This window comes from Nonomuraea insulae (assembly GCF_042656245.1).
Map to the genome: position 1 here is coordinate 1 of NZ_JBHSPA010000039.1, position 15,986 is coordinate 15,986.

At 68.6% G+C, this 15,986-nt stretch carries 20 protein-coding genes and 1 pseudogene; 11 read left to right on the forward strand and 10 right to left on the reverse strand.

Annotated features, from left to right (window positions below; translation table 11 throughout):
• Window positions 1–29 precede the first annotated feature (29 nt).
• The 8 genes from ACFPZ3_RS32560 to ACFPZ3_RS32595 form a co-directional block, all read right to left on the reverse strand.
• Window positions 30–452, reverse strand: coding sequence for a pilus assembly protein TadG-related protein (locus ACFPZ3_RS32560; RefSeq protein WP_379518129.1), 423 nt, complete (start codon window positions 450–452; stop codon window positions 30–32).
• 3 nt (window positions 453–455) lie between these two features.
• Entirely contained in the window at window positions 456–875 is a 420-nt protein-coding gene (locus ACFPZ3_RS32565; protein ID WP_379518130.1) for a hypothetical protein, read from the reverse strand.
• Window positions 872–1,261, reverse strand: a complete 390-nt coding sequence (locus ACFPZ3_RS32570; protein ID WP_379518131.1) for a TadE/TadG family type IV pilus assembly protein — start codon at window positions 1,259–1,261, stop codon at window positions 872–874. The genes ACFPZ3_RS32565 and ACFPZ3_RS32570 overlap by 4 nt, the downstream gene beginning before the upstream one ends.
• A 12-nt stretch (window positions 1,262–1,273) precedes the next feature.
• Window positions 1,274–1,483: a hypothetical protein gene (locus tag ACFPZ3_RS32575; protein ID WP_379518132.1), complete on the reverse strand. Its 210-nt coding sequence runs from the start codon at window positions 1,481–1,483 to the stop codon at window positions 1,274–1,276.
• Between the two features lie 14 nt (window positions 1,484–1,497).
• Window positions 1,498–2,337: a hypothetical protein gene (locus ACFPZ3_RS32580; protein WP_379518133.1), complete on the reverse strand. Its 840-nt coding sequence runs from the start codon at window positions 2,335–2,337 to the stop codon at window positions 1,498–1,500.
• Window positions 2,334–3,200: a type II secretion system F family protein gene (locus ACFPZ3_RS32585; RefSeq protein WP_379518134.1), complete on the reverse strand. Its 867-nt coding sequence runs from the start codon at window positions 3,198–3,200 to the stop codon at window positions 2,334–2,336. The genes ACFPZ3_RS32580 and ACFPZ3_RS32585 overlap by 4 nt, the downstream gene beginning before the upstream one ends.
• A complete protein-coding gene (locus ACFPZ3_RS32590) occupies window positions 3,197–4,474 on the reverse strand; it encodes a CpaF family protein (protein ID WP_379518135.1) in 1,278 nt (425 codons plus the stop codon). The genes ACFPZ3_RS32585 and ACFPZ3_RS32590 overlap by 4 nt, the downstream gene beginning before the upstream one ends.
• Window positions 4,475–4,562: 88 nt before the next feature.
• The gene (locus ACFPZ3_RS32595; RefSeq protein ID WP_379518136.1) at window positions 4,563–5,072 is read right to left on the reverse strand and encodes a hypothetical protein; all 510 of its coding nucleotides are present in this window, start codon (window positions 5,070–5,072) and stop codon (window positions 4,563–4,565) included.
• On the opposite strand from ACFPZ3_RS32595, the gene ACFPZ3_RS32600 reads away from it, so the two are divergent.
• From ACFPZ3_RS32600 to ACFPZ3_RS32610, 3 genes are read left to right on the forward strand one after another with little or no spacing between them, the layout of a single operon-like run.
• The gene (locus ACFPZ3_RS32600; RefSeq protein WP_379518137.1) at window positions 5,028–5,813 is read left to right on the forward strand and encodes a hypothetical protein; all 786 of its coding nucleotides are present in this window, start codon (window positions 5,028–5,030) and stop codon (window positions 5,811–5,813) included. The two genes, ACFPZ3_RS32595 and ACFPZ3_RS32600, sit on opposite strands and share 45 nt — an antisense overlap.
• Window positions 5,810–6,169, forward strand: a complete 360-nt coding sequence (locus ACFPZ3_RS32605; RefSeq protein ID WP_379518138.1) for an ASCH domain-containing protein — start codon at window positions 5,810–5,812, stop codon at window positions 6,167–6,169. Before ACFPZ3_RS32600 ends, ACFPZ3_RS32605 begins: the two co-directional genes overlap by 4 nt.
• Entirely contained in the window at window positions 6,166–6,312 is a 147-nt protein-coding gene (locus tag ACFPZ3_RS32610; RefSeq protein ID WP_379518139.1) for a hypothetical protein, read from the forward strand. The genes ACFPZ3_RS32605 and ACFPZ3_RS32610 overlap by 4 nt, the downstream gene beginning before the upstream one ends.
• Before the next feature lie 55 nt (window positions 6,313–6,367).
• Here the strand turns inward: ACFPZ3_RS32610 and ACFPZ3_RS32615 are convergent, their stop codons facing one another.
• Window positions 6,368–6,856 (reverse strand): DinB family protein, encoded by a 489-nt coding sequence (locus ACFPZ3_RS32615; protein ID WP_379518140.1) that lies wholly within the window; start codon window positions 6,854–6,856, stop codon window positions 6,368–6,370.
• Window positions 6,857–7,162: 306 nt separating this feature from the next.
• Between ACFPZ3_RS32615 and ACFPZ3_RS32620 the strand changes: the two genes are divergently transcribed.
• The 7 genes and pseudogenes from ACFPZ3_RS32620 (at window position 7,163) to ACFPZ3_RS32650 (ending at window position 13,070) form a co-directional block, all read left to right on the forward strand.
• Window positions 7,163–7,483, forward strand: a complete 321-nt coding sequence (locus ACFPZ3_RS32620; protein ID WP_379518141.1) for an ArsR/SmtB family transcription factor — start codon at window positions 7,163–7,165, stop codon at window positions 7,481–7,483.
• Between the two features lie 11 nt (window positions 7,484–7,494).
• A complete protein-coding gene (locus ACFPZ3_RS32625) occupies window positions 7,495–8,718 on the forward strand; it encodes a GNAT family N-acetyltransferase (protein WP_379518142.1) in 1,224 nt (407 codons plus the stop codon).
• A 381-nt stretch (window positions 8,719–9,099) separates the two neighbouring features.
• Window positions 9,100–10,473 (forward strand): FAD-dependent oxidoreductase, encoded by a 1,374-nt coding sequence (locus ACFPZ3_RS32630; protein ID WP_379518143.1) that lies wholly within the window; start codon window positions 9,100–9,102, stop codon window positions 10,471–10,473.
• A gap of 14 nt (window positions 10,474–10,487) precedes the next feature.
• Complete coding sequence (locus ACFPZ3_RS32635; protein ID WP_379518144.1) at window positions 10,488–10,760, forward strand: hypothetical protein; 273 nt, start codon at window positions 10,488–10,490, stop codon at window positions 10,758–10,760.
• Complete coding sequence (locus ACFPZ3_RS32640; RefSeq protein WP_379518145.1) at window positions 10,757–12,001, forward strand: MFS transporter; 1,245 nt, start codon at window positions 10,757–10,759, stop codon at window positions 11,999–12,001. The genes ACFPZ3_RS32635 and ACFPZ3_RS32640 overlap by 4 nt, the downstream gene beginning before the upstream one ends.
• A 31-nt stretch (window positions 12,002–12,032) precedes the next feature.
• Entirely contained in the window at window positions 12,033–12,404 is a 372-nt protein-coding gene (locus ACFPZ3_RS32645; RefSeq protein ID WP_379518146.1) for a metalloregulator ArsR/SmtB family transcription factor, read from the forward strand.
• A pseudogene (locus ACFPZ3_RS32650) lies at window positions 12,401–13,070 on the forward strand (hypothetical protein). The gene ACFPZ3_RS32645 and the pseudogene ACFPZ3_RS32650 overlap by 4 nt, the downstream one beginning before the upstream one ends.
• Window positions 13,071–13,145: 75 nt before the next feature.
• Here ACFPZ3_RS32650 and ACFPZ3_RS32655 read toward each other — a convergent pair.
• Window positions 13,146–13,844: a TSUP family transporter gene (locus ACFPZ3_RS32655; RefSeq protein ID WP_379518249.1), complete on the reverse strand. Its 699-nt coding sequence runs from the start codon at window positions 13,842–13,844 to the stop codon at window positions 13,146–13,148.
• Window positions 13,845–14,066: 222 nt separating this feature from the next.
• Between ACFPZ3_RS32655 and ACFPZ3_RS32660 the strand changes: the two genes are divergently transcribed.
• Window positions 14,067–15,944 (forward strand): sialidase family protein, encoded by a 1,878-nt coding sequence (locus ACFPZ3_RS32660; RefSeq protein ID WP_379518147.1) that lies wholly within the window; start codon window positions 14,067–14,069, stop codon window positions 15,942–15,944.
• Window positions 15,945–15,986 lie beyond the last annotated feature (42 nt).

Sequence of the window (15,986 nt, forward strand, 5' to 3'; positions counted from 1 at the left end):
TCAAACAGCCAGGACAGCAAACGCCCAGCTCAGCAACTCACTACAAAAGAGCTACACCCATCGGCATTGGCGGTCATCGACACCTCAGGCAGGCCCACCAGGTGCAGCAGCCAGGTCGGCTTGGTCACGGTGACGGTGACACGAACGGAGGCGGGCCCAGAGACGGCTACCTCGCCTTGGTGGCCGCTGCTGGACAGGTACGCCTGAGCCGCGCGCACGGCGGCGGCCCGGTCGACGACGAGTTCGTCGCCTCGGTAGGCGGCCGCGCGGTCGATCTGCCCGGCGCCGGCTCGGGCGGCTTCTTCGGCGATGCCGACCGCTTCCCATCCGGCCCGGAGCTTGTTCCCCACGTCCACGACGAGCCCGACGAAGAGCAGGAGGACCGTGATGAAGACGAGCGCGTACGGCGTGATCGAGCCTCGCTCAAGATCCCGCCAGGCGATCTTTGGCATGCGTCACGTCCCCCGTGAGCGGTATGGATCAAGAGGGCTCGTAGAAGTGGCATGCCGCTCGACACGGCCCGGCAGCCCGGGAAAGGCCACGTCCGCCAGAGGTACGGTGCAGGAGATCGTCGCCGATACTTCGGCCGGCTCGCCGACCGGGCGGTTGAAGCCTTTCGTGCTGATGGTGACCTTGACCGCTGTACAGCTCACCGCTTGATCGGCCAGGGATTCGCGGGCGCTGGCCTCGGCGTTGGCTTTGGCCGCGGCGGCGGTGCGGGCGATGGAGGCCTGGCGTGCGGCGTCCCGGGCGGCGGCCTCGACGGCGGCGCCGGCGATGGTGATCCGGCCGGCGGCCACGCCGAGCAGGAGGATCAGCATGATGGCGGCGATGGCGAGGATGGCCTCCACGGTGACGCTGCCTCGCTGGCTCATGGCGTCCGCTCTGGCGTGGTGAAGCGTTCGACGGCTCCGGCGGCCTGCTCGACGATCTCGATGGGGGGCAGGAACGGCACGAGGGACAGGGAACGGCCGCGGACGGAGATCCGGACCGTGGTGGCATCCCCGGAGCTGGTCGTGCTGATCGAGGTCAGCAAGCCACTGGCGGTCTGCTCGGCGTAGCGCTTGGCCAGGCTCCCGCCAGAGGTGTGGTCGGCGTCGTGGGCGCGCGCGGCTCGTACGCCGTGCTGGGCGGCGGCGAGCGCGACCGACTGCGCGAAGAACAGCAGGCAGACCTGCATGCAGGCCACAATGGCGACCATGACCACAGGTAGGGCAATCACCGCCTCGGCGGTGACGCTGCCCCGTTCACAGCTACGCACCGGGGCACCTACCTAGAAATCGATGGTGTTCGCCTTGTCGACGATCTTCGCGGTGACGATGCCCATGACCGTGACCGCCACCAGCACCAGCGCCGCAATGATGATCATCGCCTCCGCCGACATGGCGCCCTTCTCGGGATCGGCACGGGCCCGCTCCAAGCGATCCAGAAGCAGCGCGCGAACGGCCTGCCAGTAGGCGGCTTGCGGGGGCAGGAGCTTCATGGTCGGCTCCCCTTTCAGCTCATGATGCGGTAGATGGCGGGGAAACAGACGAGCACCAGGAAGCCGAAGATGGACACCCCGATGGCGATGGGCATCTCGCTGGTACGGCTGTTGGCCTGAGCACGGGCATCGGCCAGCGCGGCCGTCCGCATGGACTGGGCCTTGGCCTGCAGCGTGGACAGCACGCGGGTGCCCTCGGACCCGGCGTCTTCGGCGATATCGGCCAGCTCGGTCAGCTGGGAGATGCCGACCCGCTCGCCGAGTGAGCTGAGCCCGTGCCAGGGCTGCTCACCGGCGCGCTTGGCGTGCTGGAGCACCTGCGCGACCTGGCCGAAGACCCACCCCTGGCAGATATCCACAGGCGCCTGCAATGCTTGTGGAGGGCCGGCGCCGGCCGCCCGCTCCAGGGCCACCATGTCCAGGTATGTCGCCAGCGCGGCCCGGAACTCCCGGCGACGCTCCTGCGCCTGGCGGCGGGCACTGATGTCGGGGATCAGGGCGAACAGGACGGCGAGCACGAGGCCGACACCTGCGGGGATAGCCCAGGGCAGGGGGAAGCCGGTGAGCGTGCACAGAAGGTTCAGCGGGATCGGGAGAAACAGGCCGACCAGCAGGAACACGATGCGCTGGAGGGTGAAGCGCTCCACGCTGATGCCCAGCAGCGCGAGGTCCCCGCGCGGGATCGGCAGACGGGTCAGCCGGGTCTTGAACCAAGCTCCGCGCCCAGGTGCGGGAGCGCCTTCGAGCCGGGCGATCGCCGCGTTCAGGCGAGGTGGGCCGGGCATCCATTCGTGCATCACGATCAGCAGGCCGAGCGTGATCAGCGCTCCCGAAATGCCGGAGAGCAGGTTCATGGCTTCTCCCCTGGGGCGTTCAGGAACCGGTGGCCGGGGGCGGCGTGGCCGAGCCGATGCAGCCACAGCAGCGTCACGCCGTAGAACAGCGCCACCACCGCCAGCACGACCTGGCCGAGCGGCGTGCCGAAGGGCGCGACGTACGCCTTCTGGAAGACGGCCAGGGCGCTGAAGGCGGCCAGGATGCCGATGATCCAGCGCACCGTGGTGCGGTGCTCGGCGCGCGCCGCCTCCACCTCCCGCCGATCGGCCACGTCTTTGGCGACGAGCTCGGCGAGCTGCTGCAGCACGGTACTCGCGCCACGGCCGCGACGGCGCGCGACCAGGATGAGCGCGGCGGCGATGCGGTCACCGATCGGGTCGTCCACCTCGTCGGCGAACAGCCGCAGCGCCTCCTCAGTCGGCATCCGCGTGACGCGAAGCCGCCGAGCCAGCGCGCCGATCGGCGCGGCGATCGCGGGCGGCACGTTGCGGGCGGCGCTGTGCTCCAACGCCTGCTCCAGGGCACTGCCGGCGACGAGGAGATCAGCCAGCCGGCGGGTCCACTGCTCCAGGGCCTCCAGCTTGCGGATGCGGTCCTTGGCCGCCCGGCCGGTCACCGCCTTGGGCAGCCCGAACACGGCCACCCCGACCGCCACGGCGGCCACCGGCCAGCGCGTCGCAAAGAAGATGACGATCGCCGCGGCCAACGCCACGATCATCAGCCGGTAGTGCGCAGCGACCATCGCCAGCACATCGGCCCACCGCGAGGGCGGACGAACGGGAGCATCCGAGGACGGTGTCCGCAGTGCAGTGACGATCCAGACCACGCCGCCCAAGATCATGGCAGCGCTGAGCGCGGCGAGCAGAGCGTTGATGTTCACCGGGACTCCCACATGGCGGCCATGGGATCCAGCAGAGCGGGATCGAAGCCCACCGCCTTCAGCCGCGGCAGGCATTGCGGAGTGATGTCCGGCACCGCCCGGCCACCGGGCCCGGCGGAGCGGTAGAGGTGGTTGAGGCTCGGCAGCTCACTGTCGGCCGGAGGCAGCACCTCCAGGACCTCGGAGACGAAGCGGGTGTTGGTCGCCGGGTCCAGCCGTAGGTGGATGACCAGGTTGATGGTCTGGCCGGTGTTGAGGTGGATGACCGCAGGTGGGGTCTGGGAGCCGACACCCCTGGTCCACAGCATGACGATCCGGTTGAAGATCTCCTCCGTGCCGGAGGCGTGGATCGTACACATGGAGCCGGGACGTCCGGTGTTCATCGCCTCGAACATCGGCACGATCTCATCCGCGCGCACCTCGCCGACGATGATCCGCTTGATGTTCTTGCGCAGCGAGTGCGGGATCAGATCGTTCAGCCCGATCCCGCTGGCGCTCTCGGAGTTGGCCTGCCGGACCTGGAAGGCGATCACGTTCTGGTGGCGTTCGGTGAGCTTGTCGAGGAACAGCTCGTAGTCCGACTCCAGCGTGGCCAGTCGCTCGCCCGGGTCGATCACCGACGCCAGCGCGCGCAGCAGGGTGGTCTTACCGGCGGCGGTGCCGCCGGTGATGACGATGTTGAGCCGGGCCAGCACGGCGGCGCGCAGGAAGAAGTACAGGCTGCGGTTGATGGTGCCGAGCTTGAGCAGATCATCCAAGGTGACATCGACCAGCCGGTGACAGCGGATACTGGCGCACGGCCGCGGAGTGACCGCCATGGTGGCGCTGAGCCGCACCCCCACCCCTGCGTCCCCGTCCCCCGGCCGCAGCGCGGTGTTGAGCAGCGGGTTCGCCGCGGAGAACTCCCGAGGGTTGTAGCTCTTGTGCAGAGCCCACATCTGGATCATCTTGATCAGGTCATCGTCGCTGCCGGCGACGGCGGGCCCGCGATGGCAGGAGCCGTCGTTGTAGGTGATCCACACCTGATCGCAGCCGTTCAGGTCGATGCTCTCCACCCGACGATCCCTGATGTACGGGGTCAGCGCACCCAGCTCGAACCGTTCATCGACCACCGCCTCGACCAGCCTGCGCTGCGCGGTGAAACTGACGGCGTTGCCGGCCGCGATCTGCTCCTGCGCCCACCTCTGCACCTGGGTCTGGATGACCTGGAGGGCAGCCTTCCTGTCCTCGGTGTCCTTGAGGTCGTCGGCGATCGACGTCGTGATCGCCAGCACGGCCGCGCGAAAGGCGTGCTCGTTGCTGGGGGACGCACTACTGGCCTCGGGGATGGGCGGGCCATCGTCCGAGGCGGCCAGGAACTGCTCATCCGGCCACCGCCTGCTTCGATGACACGCGCCGCCTCATCGCCGACCCCAAGGCCGAGGCGCCACGCACCAACGCCGACCGATGGAAGGACTTCCTGGCCTGCTTACCGTCGGACAGCACCGCGGCGGACCTCGTATCGTCGGGGATCCAGCCCAGCACCGGCAGGTCGTACAGCGCGACGCTGACCTCCTTGAGGGAGTACGGTCCGTTGCCCACCACGCAGAGCTCGACCGGAACGTCAGTACCGACGTAGCGGCCCAGCGCATCGAGGCGTGGACGGGCCTGGGCGACATGGCGAAGCGTGGGGTGCAACAGCATCACCACCAGGTCAGAGGCAGTGATCAGGCTCATGGGTGTATCGGCACCCCCGATCTGGCCCACGTCGATCACCACGTCCGCCTTATCCTGCGCCGCCTTCAGGAGCGCGGCGATGGTGTCCCACGCACCGTCAAGCTGAACCAGGTGGCGGGGGTCACGCAGGCCCGGCAACAGAAGCTGTTCGTCCACGCCGGATGGCTGTCGGAGATCCTTGCCTGGTTGGCCCACGACCTCGGCGATCCGCTGGCCGGACAGGCATACGCCCTCGACTGCTTCGAACATGCCGACCAGGCTGGTCACGACGAGTTGTGTGCCTGGGCGGCCGACGCCATGGCCTCCATCGCCCTGCACGCCGACCGGCCCAAGAGAGCCATCGACGCGGCACAGCGAGGCCTGCGCCGCGTCCCTGCCGATCACCCCCTGGCGGTACGGCTGCACGCCCAAGCGTCGCGCGGCCATGCCCGGCTGGGCGACCGCGACGCCTTCGATGCCAGTTACCAGCAGGCCGACCGGTTGTGGAACGCACTGCCCAGCCGCACACCCCGACGCACAGGCGGCATCGACACCGGTCCCTTGGCCGCCTACGCCATGACCACCTACACCGCCTCCTCCTACCTCTGGCTCGGCGACTACGAACAGGCCCGCCATCACGCCGAACGCGCCGTCGAAACGCACGCGGCAACCCCGGCCGGCCAACGCTCCCTGAGCCGCGAAGCGATCACTCAGCTGGCCCTGGCCTTCCTCGGTTCCGCCACAGAAGCAGTGACGTACGGCCTCAAAGCCCTCGCCGCCCCGCGGATGGTCGCCTCGGTCCACGCCCGGGCCGCCACGTTCAACACCGTCCTGACCACCACTTACCCCGGAACGAGCCAGGCCGCGGAGTTCCAGGCCAGCCTGACCGCCACCCACCTGGAAGGGGCCACACCGTGAGTGAGCATGATGACGCCCCGCCACGGCGGGAGCTCAATATCCGCAAGCCGTACTTCGACCTCATCGCCACGGGCATTAAGACGGTCGAAGTGCGCGTCGGGTACCCGAGCATGCGGAAGATCCAGCCCGGCCAGCAACTCGACTTCGTCTCCGGCGATCAAAGGCTGGCCACTCGCGTCCTGCGGATGTCGGAGTACGCGTCCTTCGAGGACATGCTGAAAGACGAGGACCCGGTTGCCATCGGTGGCGACCTCGGCAAGAACACCGATGAGTTGCTGGCAGTGATCCGAGGCATCTACCCACCGGAGAAGGAAAACCTGGGAGTCCTCGCCATCGCTGTCGAGGTGATCAGGTGATACCGGCGCATAGCTCTTCCGTCTCGCGGCTGATGCTGCGCGAGGACGGACGTCGCATCCCGCGCACGATCGCGCTGCTGCACTGGTTCCGCCGCCTGCGCATCCGCTGGGAGATCCGCGACGACATCCACGAGCCTTCATGACCCTCGCCGCCGCCATCATCTGCTGGCGGCGGCTCGCGAGAGGCTGACAAGCAGGTCAGCGATCGGATCCAACTGCCGACAGGTCCCCGACGGAGTCGGCGTAGTAGGTCGAGTCTGCCAGGTGGAACGCGATCTGCCGGACTGTCCAGCCCTCACCGGGCGAGCGGTCGAGCTGGTCCGGAGTGAGCGCGGTCAGTCGGTCGGCCCAGATCCGGCTGAGCCGGGTGAGCCGGCTCCTGGCCTCGTTCAGGTCCTGGTCGGTGAAAGGCGCCAGATCGGCAGGAGTCGTGCTCGCCGACGCATGCCAGCGATCAGGAATCGTGAGATTGCCGACCAGCCGTGCTTCCACCTCGGCGAGGTGATCGATGAGGTGATCGGTGACTCTGCGGATCGCCTTGTGCGGGGTGTAGACCCGCTCATCGGCGCGCACCGGGCGACCGTCCCACGTTGTCCAGGTCGCCGCCAGGTCGAGTACGTGGTCGATCATCGACGTGACGACCAGCGCCGGTTCGCGATCATCAGTGGTCGGAATCTCATCGGACATCCACGGCCTCCAACTCAGTGCGTTACACGACCGGACAGGGCACACTCACCGACCCCAACCCGGCGGAGACGACAATGGCTCCGGAACGCAATCTAGGCCCCAGACATCTCGATGGCCATCGAAGCATGGATGCACGACCGGTCAAGAGTCATTCTGTTAGGCGCTCTTATAGCCGGGGGCAGGCGTAGTTGTCCTGACGCTCGGCTTCGCGCTTGGCGTCGCAGGCGAAGGACAGCCCGTCGAGGAACATCGTGCTCGGCAGGCCGTATTGCGCCTCGCAACTACATCTACTATCGTCGATTATCGATGGATATCTTGGACAGGGCCGAGGCCGAAGAGTATGCGAGCTGGTTCAAGGCGCTCGCCGACGCCACCCGCATCCAGATCGTGTCGTTGCTGGCCAGAAGGCGTGCCCCGATGACCGTCGGGGAGATCGTCGCGGCCTCGGGAGTAGGGCAGTCGACCGTCTCACACCATTTGAAGATCCTCGCCGAGGTGCGGTTCGTGCTGGTGGAGCGGCAGGGCACCTCGAGCCTGTACCGGATCAACGACAACTGCGTGAGCTGCTTTCCGACGGCGGCCGACGTGGTCATGGGCAAGCCCGTACCTGCGCCGACATGTGACTGAGGAGACCCGCCATGGCACACGACGAGATCATCGATCGCTATTCCGGCCTGGCGCGGGCCGCCGCGGGCGGCGAACGGATCGTCGACTGCGGAACCGATGCCTTCGAGCAGGGAGGATTCGGCCTGGCGGGGTACGACGACATCTCCGCGTTGCCCGAGGGTGCGGTCCGGGCCAGCCTGGGCTGCGGGAACCCGGTCGCCGTAGCGGATCTGCGGCCTGGGGAGACGGTGCTCGATCTGGGTTCGGGTGGTGGCATCGACGTGTTGCTGTCGGCCCGCCGCGTGGGTCCGCGCGGCATGGCGTACGGGCTGGACGCCAGCGACGACATGCTGCGCCTCGCGCGGCGCAACACCCGGGAGGCCGGGGTCACGAACGTGGAGTTCCTGGACGGCAGCATCGAGGACATTCCTCTGCCCGCGCACGCGGTCGACGCGATCATCTCCAACTGCGTGATCAACCTGTCAGATGACAAAGCCGCCGTGCTGGCGGAGGCGTTCCGGGTGTTGCGGCCGGGCGGGCGGTTCGGCGTCAGCGACGTCGTCACGGACGGGGAGGTCGCGCCCGAGCGGCGGGCAGCGGTCGAACAGCGCGTGGGATGTGTGGCTGGTGCCCTGTCCGTGGAGGACTACCGCTCGTTGCTGCGGGCAGCCGGGTTCACCGGTTTGCGTATCACGCTCACCGCCGATCATGGCGATGGCGTGCACTCCGCCATCGTTCAGGCTGCCAAGCCCGCCATCGGCCCGGGCCTGGAGATCCGTCCCATGCGGGACGCCGACGCCGCGCAGGTGCTGACGATCTACCAGGCAGGGCTCGACACCGGTCAGGCCAGCTTCGAGACCACCGCCCCGAGTTGGGAAGGCTTCACCGCGGGAAAGCTGGCGCACCTGCGCTACGTGACCACCGACGCCCAAACCGGCGAGGTCGTCGGCTGGATCGCCGCCTCTGCCGTGTCCGCCCGGCCGGTCTACGCCGGGGTCGTGGAGCACAGCATTTACGTGCACCCGGGCTGCCAGGCGAACGGCATCGGACGCGCCCTGCTCACGGTGTTCATCGACGCGGCCGAGGATGCCGGCGTGTGGACCATCCAGTCCGGCATCTTCCCGGAAAACACCGCCAGCATCGCCCTTCACCAGGCACTGGGCTTCCGTGTGGTCGGCACGCGCGAACGCATCGGCCGCCACCACGGCACCTGGCGCGACGTGGTCTTCATCGAACGGCGGAGCTCATTCGGCTGATCGAGAGCCTGGCGACCGTTCCTGCGATCTCGTGAGACGCACGGCCCTACTGGTGGCCATGAACGCATCCGGCGGCTGCGCCCTTTCCTCGGCCACCACTTAGGCCGCTGTCTAATTTGACAACCCTCTAATCAGCGAGGCATGATGCAATGCTACTTCGATAAACATCTAAGCAGGAGGACGCAATGCGCGCCCCGCAGCGTTGGCGACGCACGGATACAGCGGCACAAGGAACGCCGCGACGAGGCCTGCGACTCCGTACGCCTGACGAAGGCGCTGATCGGTCGCACGCGTTTCCTCAGCCTGATGGCTCCGCTGACCTCGAACGACGAGACCTGAGAGGTAATCATGAGTGACGGATGCTGCAGCACAACTGCCCCCATGGAGGCGGAGCAGCCCACGACCACCCTGGAGAGCAGCTTGTTGCCCGTGGTGGTCATCGGCGCGGGCCCGGTCGGCCTGGCCGCCGCCGCCCACCTGGCCGGGCGCGGGCTCGACTTCCTCGTCCTGGAGGCGGGGCAGCAGGCCGGCGCGTCCATCGCGCAGTGGGGGCACGTGCGCGTGTTCAGCCCGTGGCGCTACAACATCGACGCCACCGCCCGCCGCCTGCTGGACGGCTCGGGATGGCAGGCTCCGGAAGAGGACTGGCTGCCGACCGGTGCGGAACTGATCGACGGCTACCTCGCCCCGCTGGCCAAGGCTTTGGGCGACCGCGTACGCCTCAACGCCCGCGTGTCCGCGATCACCCGGCTGGGCTTCGATCGGGTACGCACCAACGGGCGTCAGGACGTACCGTTCCTGATTCGCCTGGAAGGTGGTGAGGAGCTGTATGCCAGGGCGGTCATCGACGCCTCCGGCACCTACACCAGCCCCAACGTCCTGGGCGCGAGCGGTCTGCCCGCGCATGGCGAAGACAAGGTCGCCGCGCTGATCGACCACGCGCTGCCCGATGTGCTCGGCGCCGACCGCGCCGTCTACGAGGGCAGGCACACGCTGGTCGTGGGTGCCGGCCACTCAGCGGCGACGACCCTGCTGGCCCTGGCCCAGCTGGAGAACACCCCGATCACGTGGGCGATCCGCGCGGGCAACGCCAGCCGCACGTACGGCGGCGGCGACGCCGACGCGCTCCCCGCACGCGGCGCGCTCGGTACCCGTCTGCACGCGCTCGTGGAGTCCGGTCGGATCACCTTGCTGGCCGGCTTCTACACCCACCGCGTCACCGCCGACGGCGACGGCGTCGAGGTGGTCAGCCGCGACCCGTCCGGAGCGGAGCAGACGATCACCGTGGACCGCATCGTGTCGGCCACCGGCTACCGCCCTGACCACTCCATCGCGAGCGAGCTGCGGCTCGACCTGGACCCGGTCCTCGGCTCCACCCGCGCCTTGGCTCCGTTGATCGACCCCAACCAGCACTCCTGCGGCACCGTGCCACCGCACGGCGTGGACGAGCTGGCCCACCCGGAGCCCGGCTATTTCGCGGTCGGCGTGAAGAGCTACGGCCGCGCCCCGACATTCCTCATGGCCACCGGCTACGAGCAGGCCCGATCGGTCGTCGCCGCCATCGCCGGGGACTGGGAGGCGGCCAGGGACGTACGGCTCGACCTGCCCGAGACCGGCGTCTGCTCCTCCAACCTCGCCGAGGCCCAGGAACAGCGCGTCGGCCTGGCCACCGGCGTCAGCGGCGGTCTGCTGTCCACCCCGCTCCCGCTCGTCACCGTGTCGGCTTCCGCCAATGGCGGCGGCTGCTGCGGCTGAACGGAGGGGTTGAGATGTCCGACGGCTACCCGACCGCGGCACAGAAAGAGGCCTTGCGCCTGATCTGTGGCAATGAGCCGATGCCCACCGACCGGCTGGCCGAGCGGCTGCTCGCCGCTCGCAGGCCGAGCACCAATCCCGGCTACGCCCGCGCCGTGACCCACATGGCCGGAACCCTCGCCTGGCGGCTGCACGCCCAGGGCTTCATCGCCAACAGCGGCCCTGACGCCTGGCATACCACCCCGACCGGGCGGGCGCTGATCTCATGTACCGGCGGAGGCTCGTGAGCTCCACCGCCACCAGCGGCCCGGCCGCCGCCCCCACCACCGTGGGTGACGGCCGGCGCCGCTTCCACCAGGGCTGGCGCATCGTCGCCGCCCTGGCCATCACCCAGACCATCGGCTATGGCGTGCTCTACTACGCCTTCTCCGTCTTCCTCACCCCCATGACCCGTGACCTGCACGCCAGCAGCACGCAGGTCGCCGCCGCCCTCACCCTCGCCGTGTTCACCACCGCCCTGTGCGCGCCGCTGGTCGGCCGATGGCTGGACGCGCACGGCGGGCGCGGCCTGATGAGCACCGGGTCAGTGCTGGGCACACTCGCCGTGCTGGCCTGGTCCCAGGTCAACAGCCTGCCCCAGCTGTACGGCGTGTTCGTCGCCATCGGCATCGCCTCGGCCATGGTGCTGTACGAGCCCGCCTTCGCCGTCATCATCGCCTGGTTCGATGGCCCGCCCTACGGGCACGGCCGAGCCAACGCGCTGCTCGCGCTCACCATCGTCGCCGGGTTCGCCTCCTCCATCTTCCTGCCGCTGACCGGCCTGCTGGTCGAGCACCACGGCTGGCGCCAAGCCCTCATCATCCTCGGCCTCGCCTACGGAATCCTGGCGATCCCGCTGCACGCCTTCGTCCTGCGCCACCCCGCCCGCCACACCACCACGGCCAAGAGCGAGGCCCGCGGTGACCTGGTCAAAGGTGCCGTACGTGCGCGGCCGTTCTGGCTGCTGGTGGCGGCTTTCACCGCGCACGGCGGCGCAGTGGCCACCATCGGTGTGCTGCTGATCACCTATCTGATCCATCTCGGCCACGAGCCGGTCTTCGCCGCCGCCATCGCCGGGCTGCTGGGTGTGCTGTCGGTGACCGGCCGCCTGGTCACCACCGGACTGCGCCGGCGCTGGTCCGCCGCCCCGGTCGCCGCCGCCATCTTCACCCTGCAAGGCGCCGGTGCGCTGCTCTTACCTCTCGTGGGGGCGAGCGTGCCGGGAGCGATCGGGTGCGTGCTGCTGTTCGGCATCGGGTTCGGCGTCGGCACGATCACCCTGCCGCACCTGCTTGCCGAGCGGTACGGCACCGCCGCCTACGCGAGCCTGTCAGGCCGGATCGCGTTGTTCTCCGTCGCGGACAAAGCAGCCGCCCCGCTCGCCGCCGTCGCGCTGGCCCAGGTGGTCGGCTATGGCTGGGTGATGGGCGCGGTGGCCATCGCCTGCGCGATCGCGGCATTCGCCCTGCTGGCCTACCATCGCCTATAATTTAGACAGTCTTCGAATCAAGGAGGGTCGGATGGCCGCCACACCGTGCTGTGCGCCGATCGCGCGTGAGCCGCTCTCGGAGACCGACGCGGCCGACCTCGCGGTCATGCTCAAGGCGGTCGCCGACCCGGTCCGGCTGCGCCTGCTGTCGATGATCGGCTCCCACACGGGCGGCGAGGCGTGCGTCTGCGATCTGACCGATGCCTTCGACCTGACCGCTCCCACCATCTCCCACCACCTCAAGGTGCTGCGCACCGCCGGGCTGATCGACGGCGAGCGCCGCGGCACCTGGGTCTACTACCGCATCGTCCCCGAATCAGTGAACAGGCTGGGCGCGCTCTTCGCCCCGCTGACCGAGCCCGCGCCCAGCAAGCCGGTGGATGTCGAGCTCGTCACTGTATGACCCAAGCTCCGCGCCCAGTCGACGTCCTGGTCATCGGCGGCGGCCAGGCCGGGCTGGCCGCCGGGTATTACCTGCGCCGCGCCCAGGCGGAGGGGCCGGGTGGAGCATGGCGGCACACGTGGCCGTCGCTGCGGCTGTTCTCCCCTGCCCAGTACAGTTCGCTGCCCGGCCGGATGATGCCCGCGCCGCAAGGTGACGGCTACCCCAGCGCAATCGACACGATGGCCTACCTCGCCGACTACGAGCAGCGCTACCGGCTGCCGATCGTCCGGCCGACGACCGTCCATGCCGTGCGACGAGGCGAACGAGGCCCGCGACCGCGGCGTGCTCAAGGCCCAGCCGATGTTCGACCGCATCAGGCATGAAGGGGTCACCTGGCCGGACGGCACCACCCTCGACTGCGACGCCATCATCTGGTGCACCGGCTTCCGCCCCGCACTGGGCCATCTGGCACCACTCAAGCTGCGCGGTCCGGACGGGCTCATCCCGGTCGAGGGCACCCGCGCCGTGGGTGAACCTCGCCTGCACCTGCTCGGCTACGGCGACTGGACCGGCCCCGCCTCCGCCACCTTGATCGGCGCAAGCCGTACGGCCAGGGACACCGTCGCCGAGATCATGACCTCACCGCTCACCATCGACGGCTCGCCAATTATCCCTTCCGAATGAAGGGACGGTTGGCGACCTGCGGGACAACAGCTATTCAGGACTACCAGCCGGCGCGACAGCTGGTGGGCGTAGAGCTCAGTTGTGGCGAGCCATCTTGACCGCTGAGATCAGCAAGATGACGGCCAGTACAGGTATGAGGACCACATCGGGGATCACGCCGAGCAGCAGGCCACCCAATAGGGCACCGGTGATGGAGCCGGCGACCATGATGGTGATAAAGCGCAGGTTGGCGCCCAGGACGGCGAAGCTGCCGTCGCGGCTGTAGCGGGCGAAGGCCACCAGCATGGTGGGCAGGGAGACCAGCAGGGACAGGCTGCCAGCGGATTTGATGTCCGCGGAGTAGAGCAGCACGATCGTGGGGATCAGCAGTTCGCCGCCGGCCACGCCCATGATGGCGGCCACGACGCCGATGCCGAATTCGGCCACTACACCGACGATGGCTTGTGCTGGTCCGGGCAGCGCGAGGGTGCCCACAGCGGTGGTGTGGGTGAGCACCAGGGCGGCGGCCATAAGCACCATCAACACCGCCAAGACCTTGTAGAGGGTAGTGGTGCGTGGTTTCGTTCGTGAGAGTTGACCGCAGTTGTTCGTCGGGTTCTTCTCGTCGTCGCCGATGCGGCGGCGCAGCCGTTTGATGTGTACCGCGATGGCGTTGTTGGGCGGGGGCATGGTGCTGTGCCATACCTTTCGGGTGATTTCGTTACGGTTGATCACCCGCCCGACGTTCCCCATCACATGGGCGAGCAACTCGAACTCGCGAAGGGTGGCGTGTATGCAGGGCGTCTACCCCATGACCACGCGCACCACCGGCCGAGGCGAGGATGGCGGGTCGGTGCTGTCCGGATGCGGCCACCTTTGGGTCTTGGCTGAGCGGTAGGCCGGGCATACCGTCCGGACTGTTAGGCCGGGCATATCGTGACGTTCTCAGGTTTCTGGAGGCGGGTGGGTGGCGTCGGGGAGAGCCCGGCTCTGTTCCGTCCGTCTCTTGGAGGCAGGATGCGATTCCGGCATGCCCTCAATCTGATCGCGGCAGGCACGCTCGTCGTGGCGGTGACATCGCTGGTCGCTCCCACGGCCAGCGCGCGGGCGTTCGGTTACGATGACCTCAAGCCCTGGCAGAAACGGCTGGCCTCGGGCGCGTTGACCGACGCGCTGGCCGATCAGTCCGCGGCCCGGCACTCGCTGACCGGCTACAAGACCGCCACCCCGGACTGTGACGGGCGGCGCGGAGACAACGTCAAGATCAACCAGAACTGCGCCAACCTCACCGACCCCGATCTTGCCGGCCGGGCCCAAGCCCAGAACGAGACCTGGATCTCGGCCAACCCGAACAACCCCAAGCAGGTCGTGGCCTCCTACAACGACTACCGACGCGGGGATGGCACCTGCGGCGTGTCGTACTCCGCCGACAGCGGCTCCTCCTGGGCCGACGCGACCACCCCCAACGGCTTCACCAGAGGGACGGCGTTCGGCGGCTTCGCCCGCGAATACTGGCAGGCCGGCGGCGACACCTCAATGGCCTGGGACAGCCGCGGCAACGTCTACCTGTCGTGCCAGCAGTTCAAACGCGGCACCGCGGTCACCAATGACCCCGACCAGTCCAGCGCCTTCTACGTCTACCGCTCCACCGGCACCGGCGGCGCGTCGTTCAACTTCCCCGGCCGCCCGGTGGCCGAGCACGCCGACCTGGCCGGAGCGGGCACCTTCCTGCTGGACAAGCAACTGATGACCGTCGACCACTACGCCACCAGCCCGTTCAGGGACCGCGTGTACGTCACATGGACGACGTTCGACGCCGACGGCACCGCCTACATCTTCGGCGCCTACTCGGCCGACTATGGCGAGACGTTCAGCGCTCCCGTCCTGATCAGCAGCAACTCGGCGCTGTGCTCCAACACCTTCGGCGTCCCAACGCCGCAGGGCGCCTGCAACGTCAACCAGTTCTCCGACCCGGCCGTCGGCCCTGACGGCGCGCTGTACGTCGTATGGGCCAACTTCAATACCACCCCGACCGGCGCGAACGACAACCACCTGCAGGTGCTGCTGGCCAAGTCCACCAACGGCGGCGCCAGCTTCTCCGCCCCGGTGAAGGCGGGCGACTACTTCGAGCTGCCCGACTGCGCCACCTACCAGGGCGGCGCCGACCCCGGCCGCTCATGCGTGCCGGAGAGCGGTCCCACCACCAACTCGATCTTCCGCGCCGCCAATTACCCGTACGTCAATGTCAACCCGCGCAACGCCGCCCAGGTGACGGTCACCTACGGCTCCTACATCAGCCGCAACTCCCGCGAATCCTCCGGCTGCACCCCCGTCGGCTTCACCGGGCTCCTCGGCAACCCGCTCTACACCGGGGTGAAGAGCGGCTGCAACAACGACATCGTCATCTCCGAGTCAGCCAACGCGGGAGCCACCTTCACCGGGACCGCCGCCGACGTGCGTACCCTGCCGTCGGTCACCGACCGGCCCGGCCAGCGCGGCACCGACCAGTTCTGGCACGGCGCCGACTACAGCCCGACCGGCAGGCTGGCGGTCACCTACTACGACCGTCAGTACGGCAACGACAACAGGAGCGGCTTCTCCGACATCTCGCTGTCGGTCCGCTCGGGCACCGGCATTCAGGTCCAGCGCGTGACTTCCTCCAGCATGCCGCCGCCCACCCAGTTCGTCGGCACCTTCTACGGCGACTACATCCAGGTCACCGCGACCGCCACGCACGCGCTGCCCGCCTGGTCGGACACGCGCTCGCCTGAACTCTTCCTCTGCCCCGGCACCGGCGTGCCCGGCGTCCCGCCCAGGACCTGCACCGCTCCGGCGCCGCAGGCCGACCCCGCCAACGAACAGGAGATCTTCACAGCCCGCAAGTCCCTGTTCTGACGTCAGGATCATGGGCTGCCGCTGCGTTCCCGCGGCAGCCCA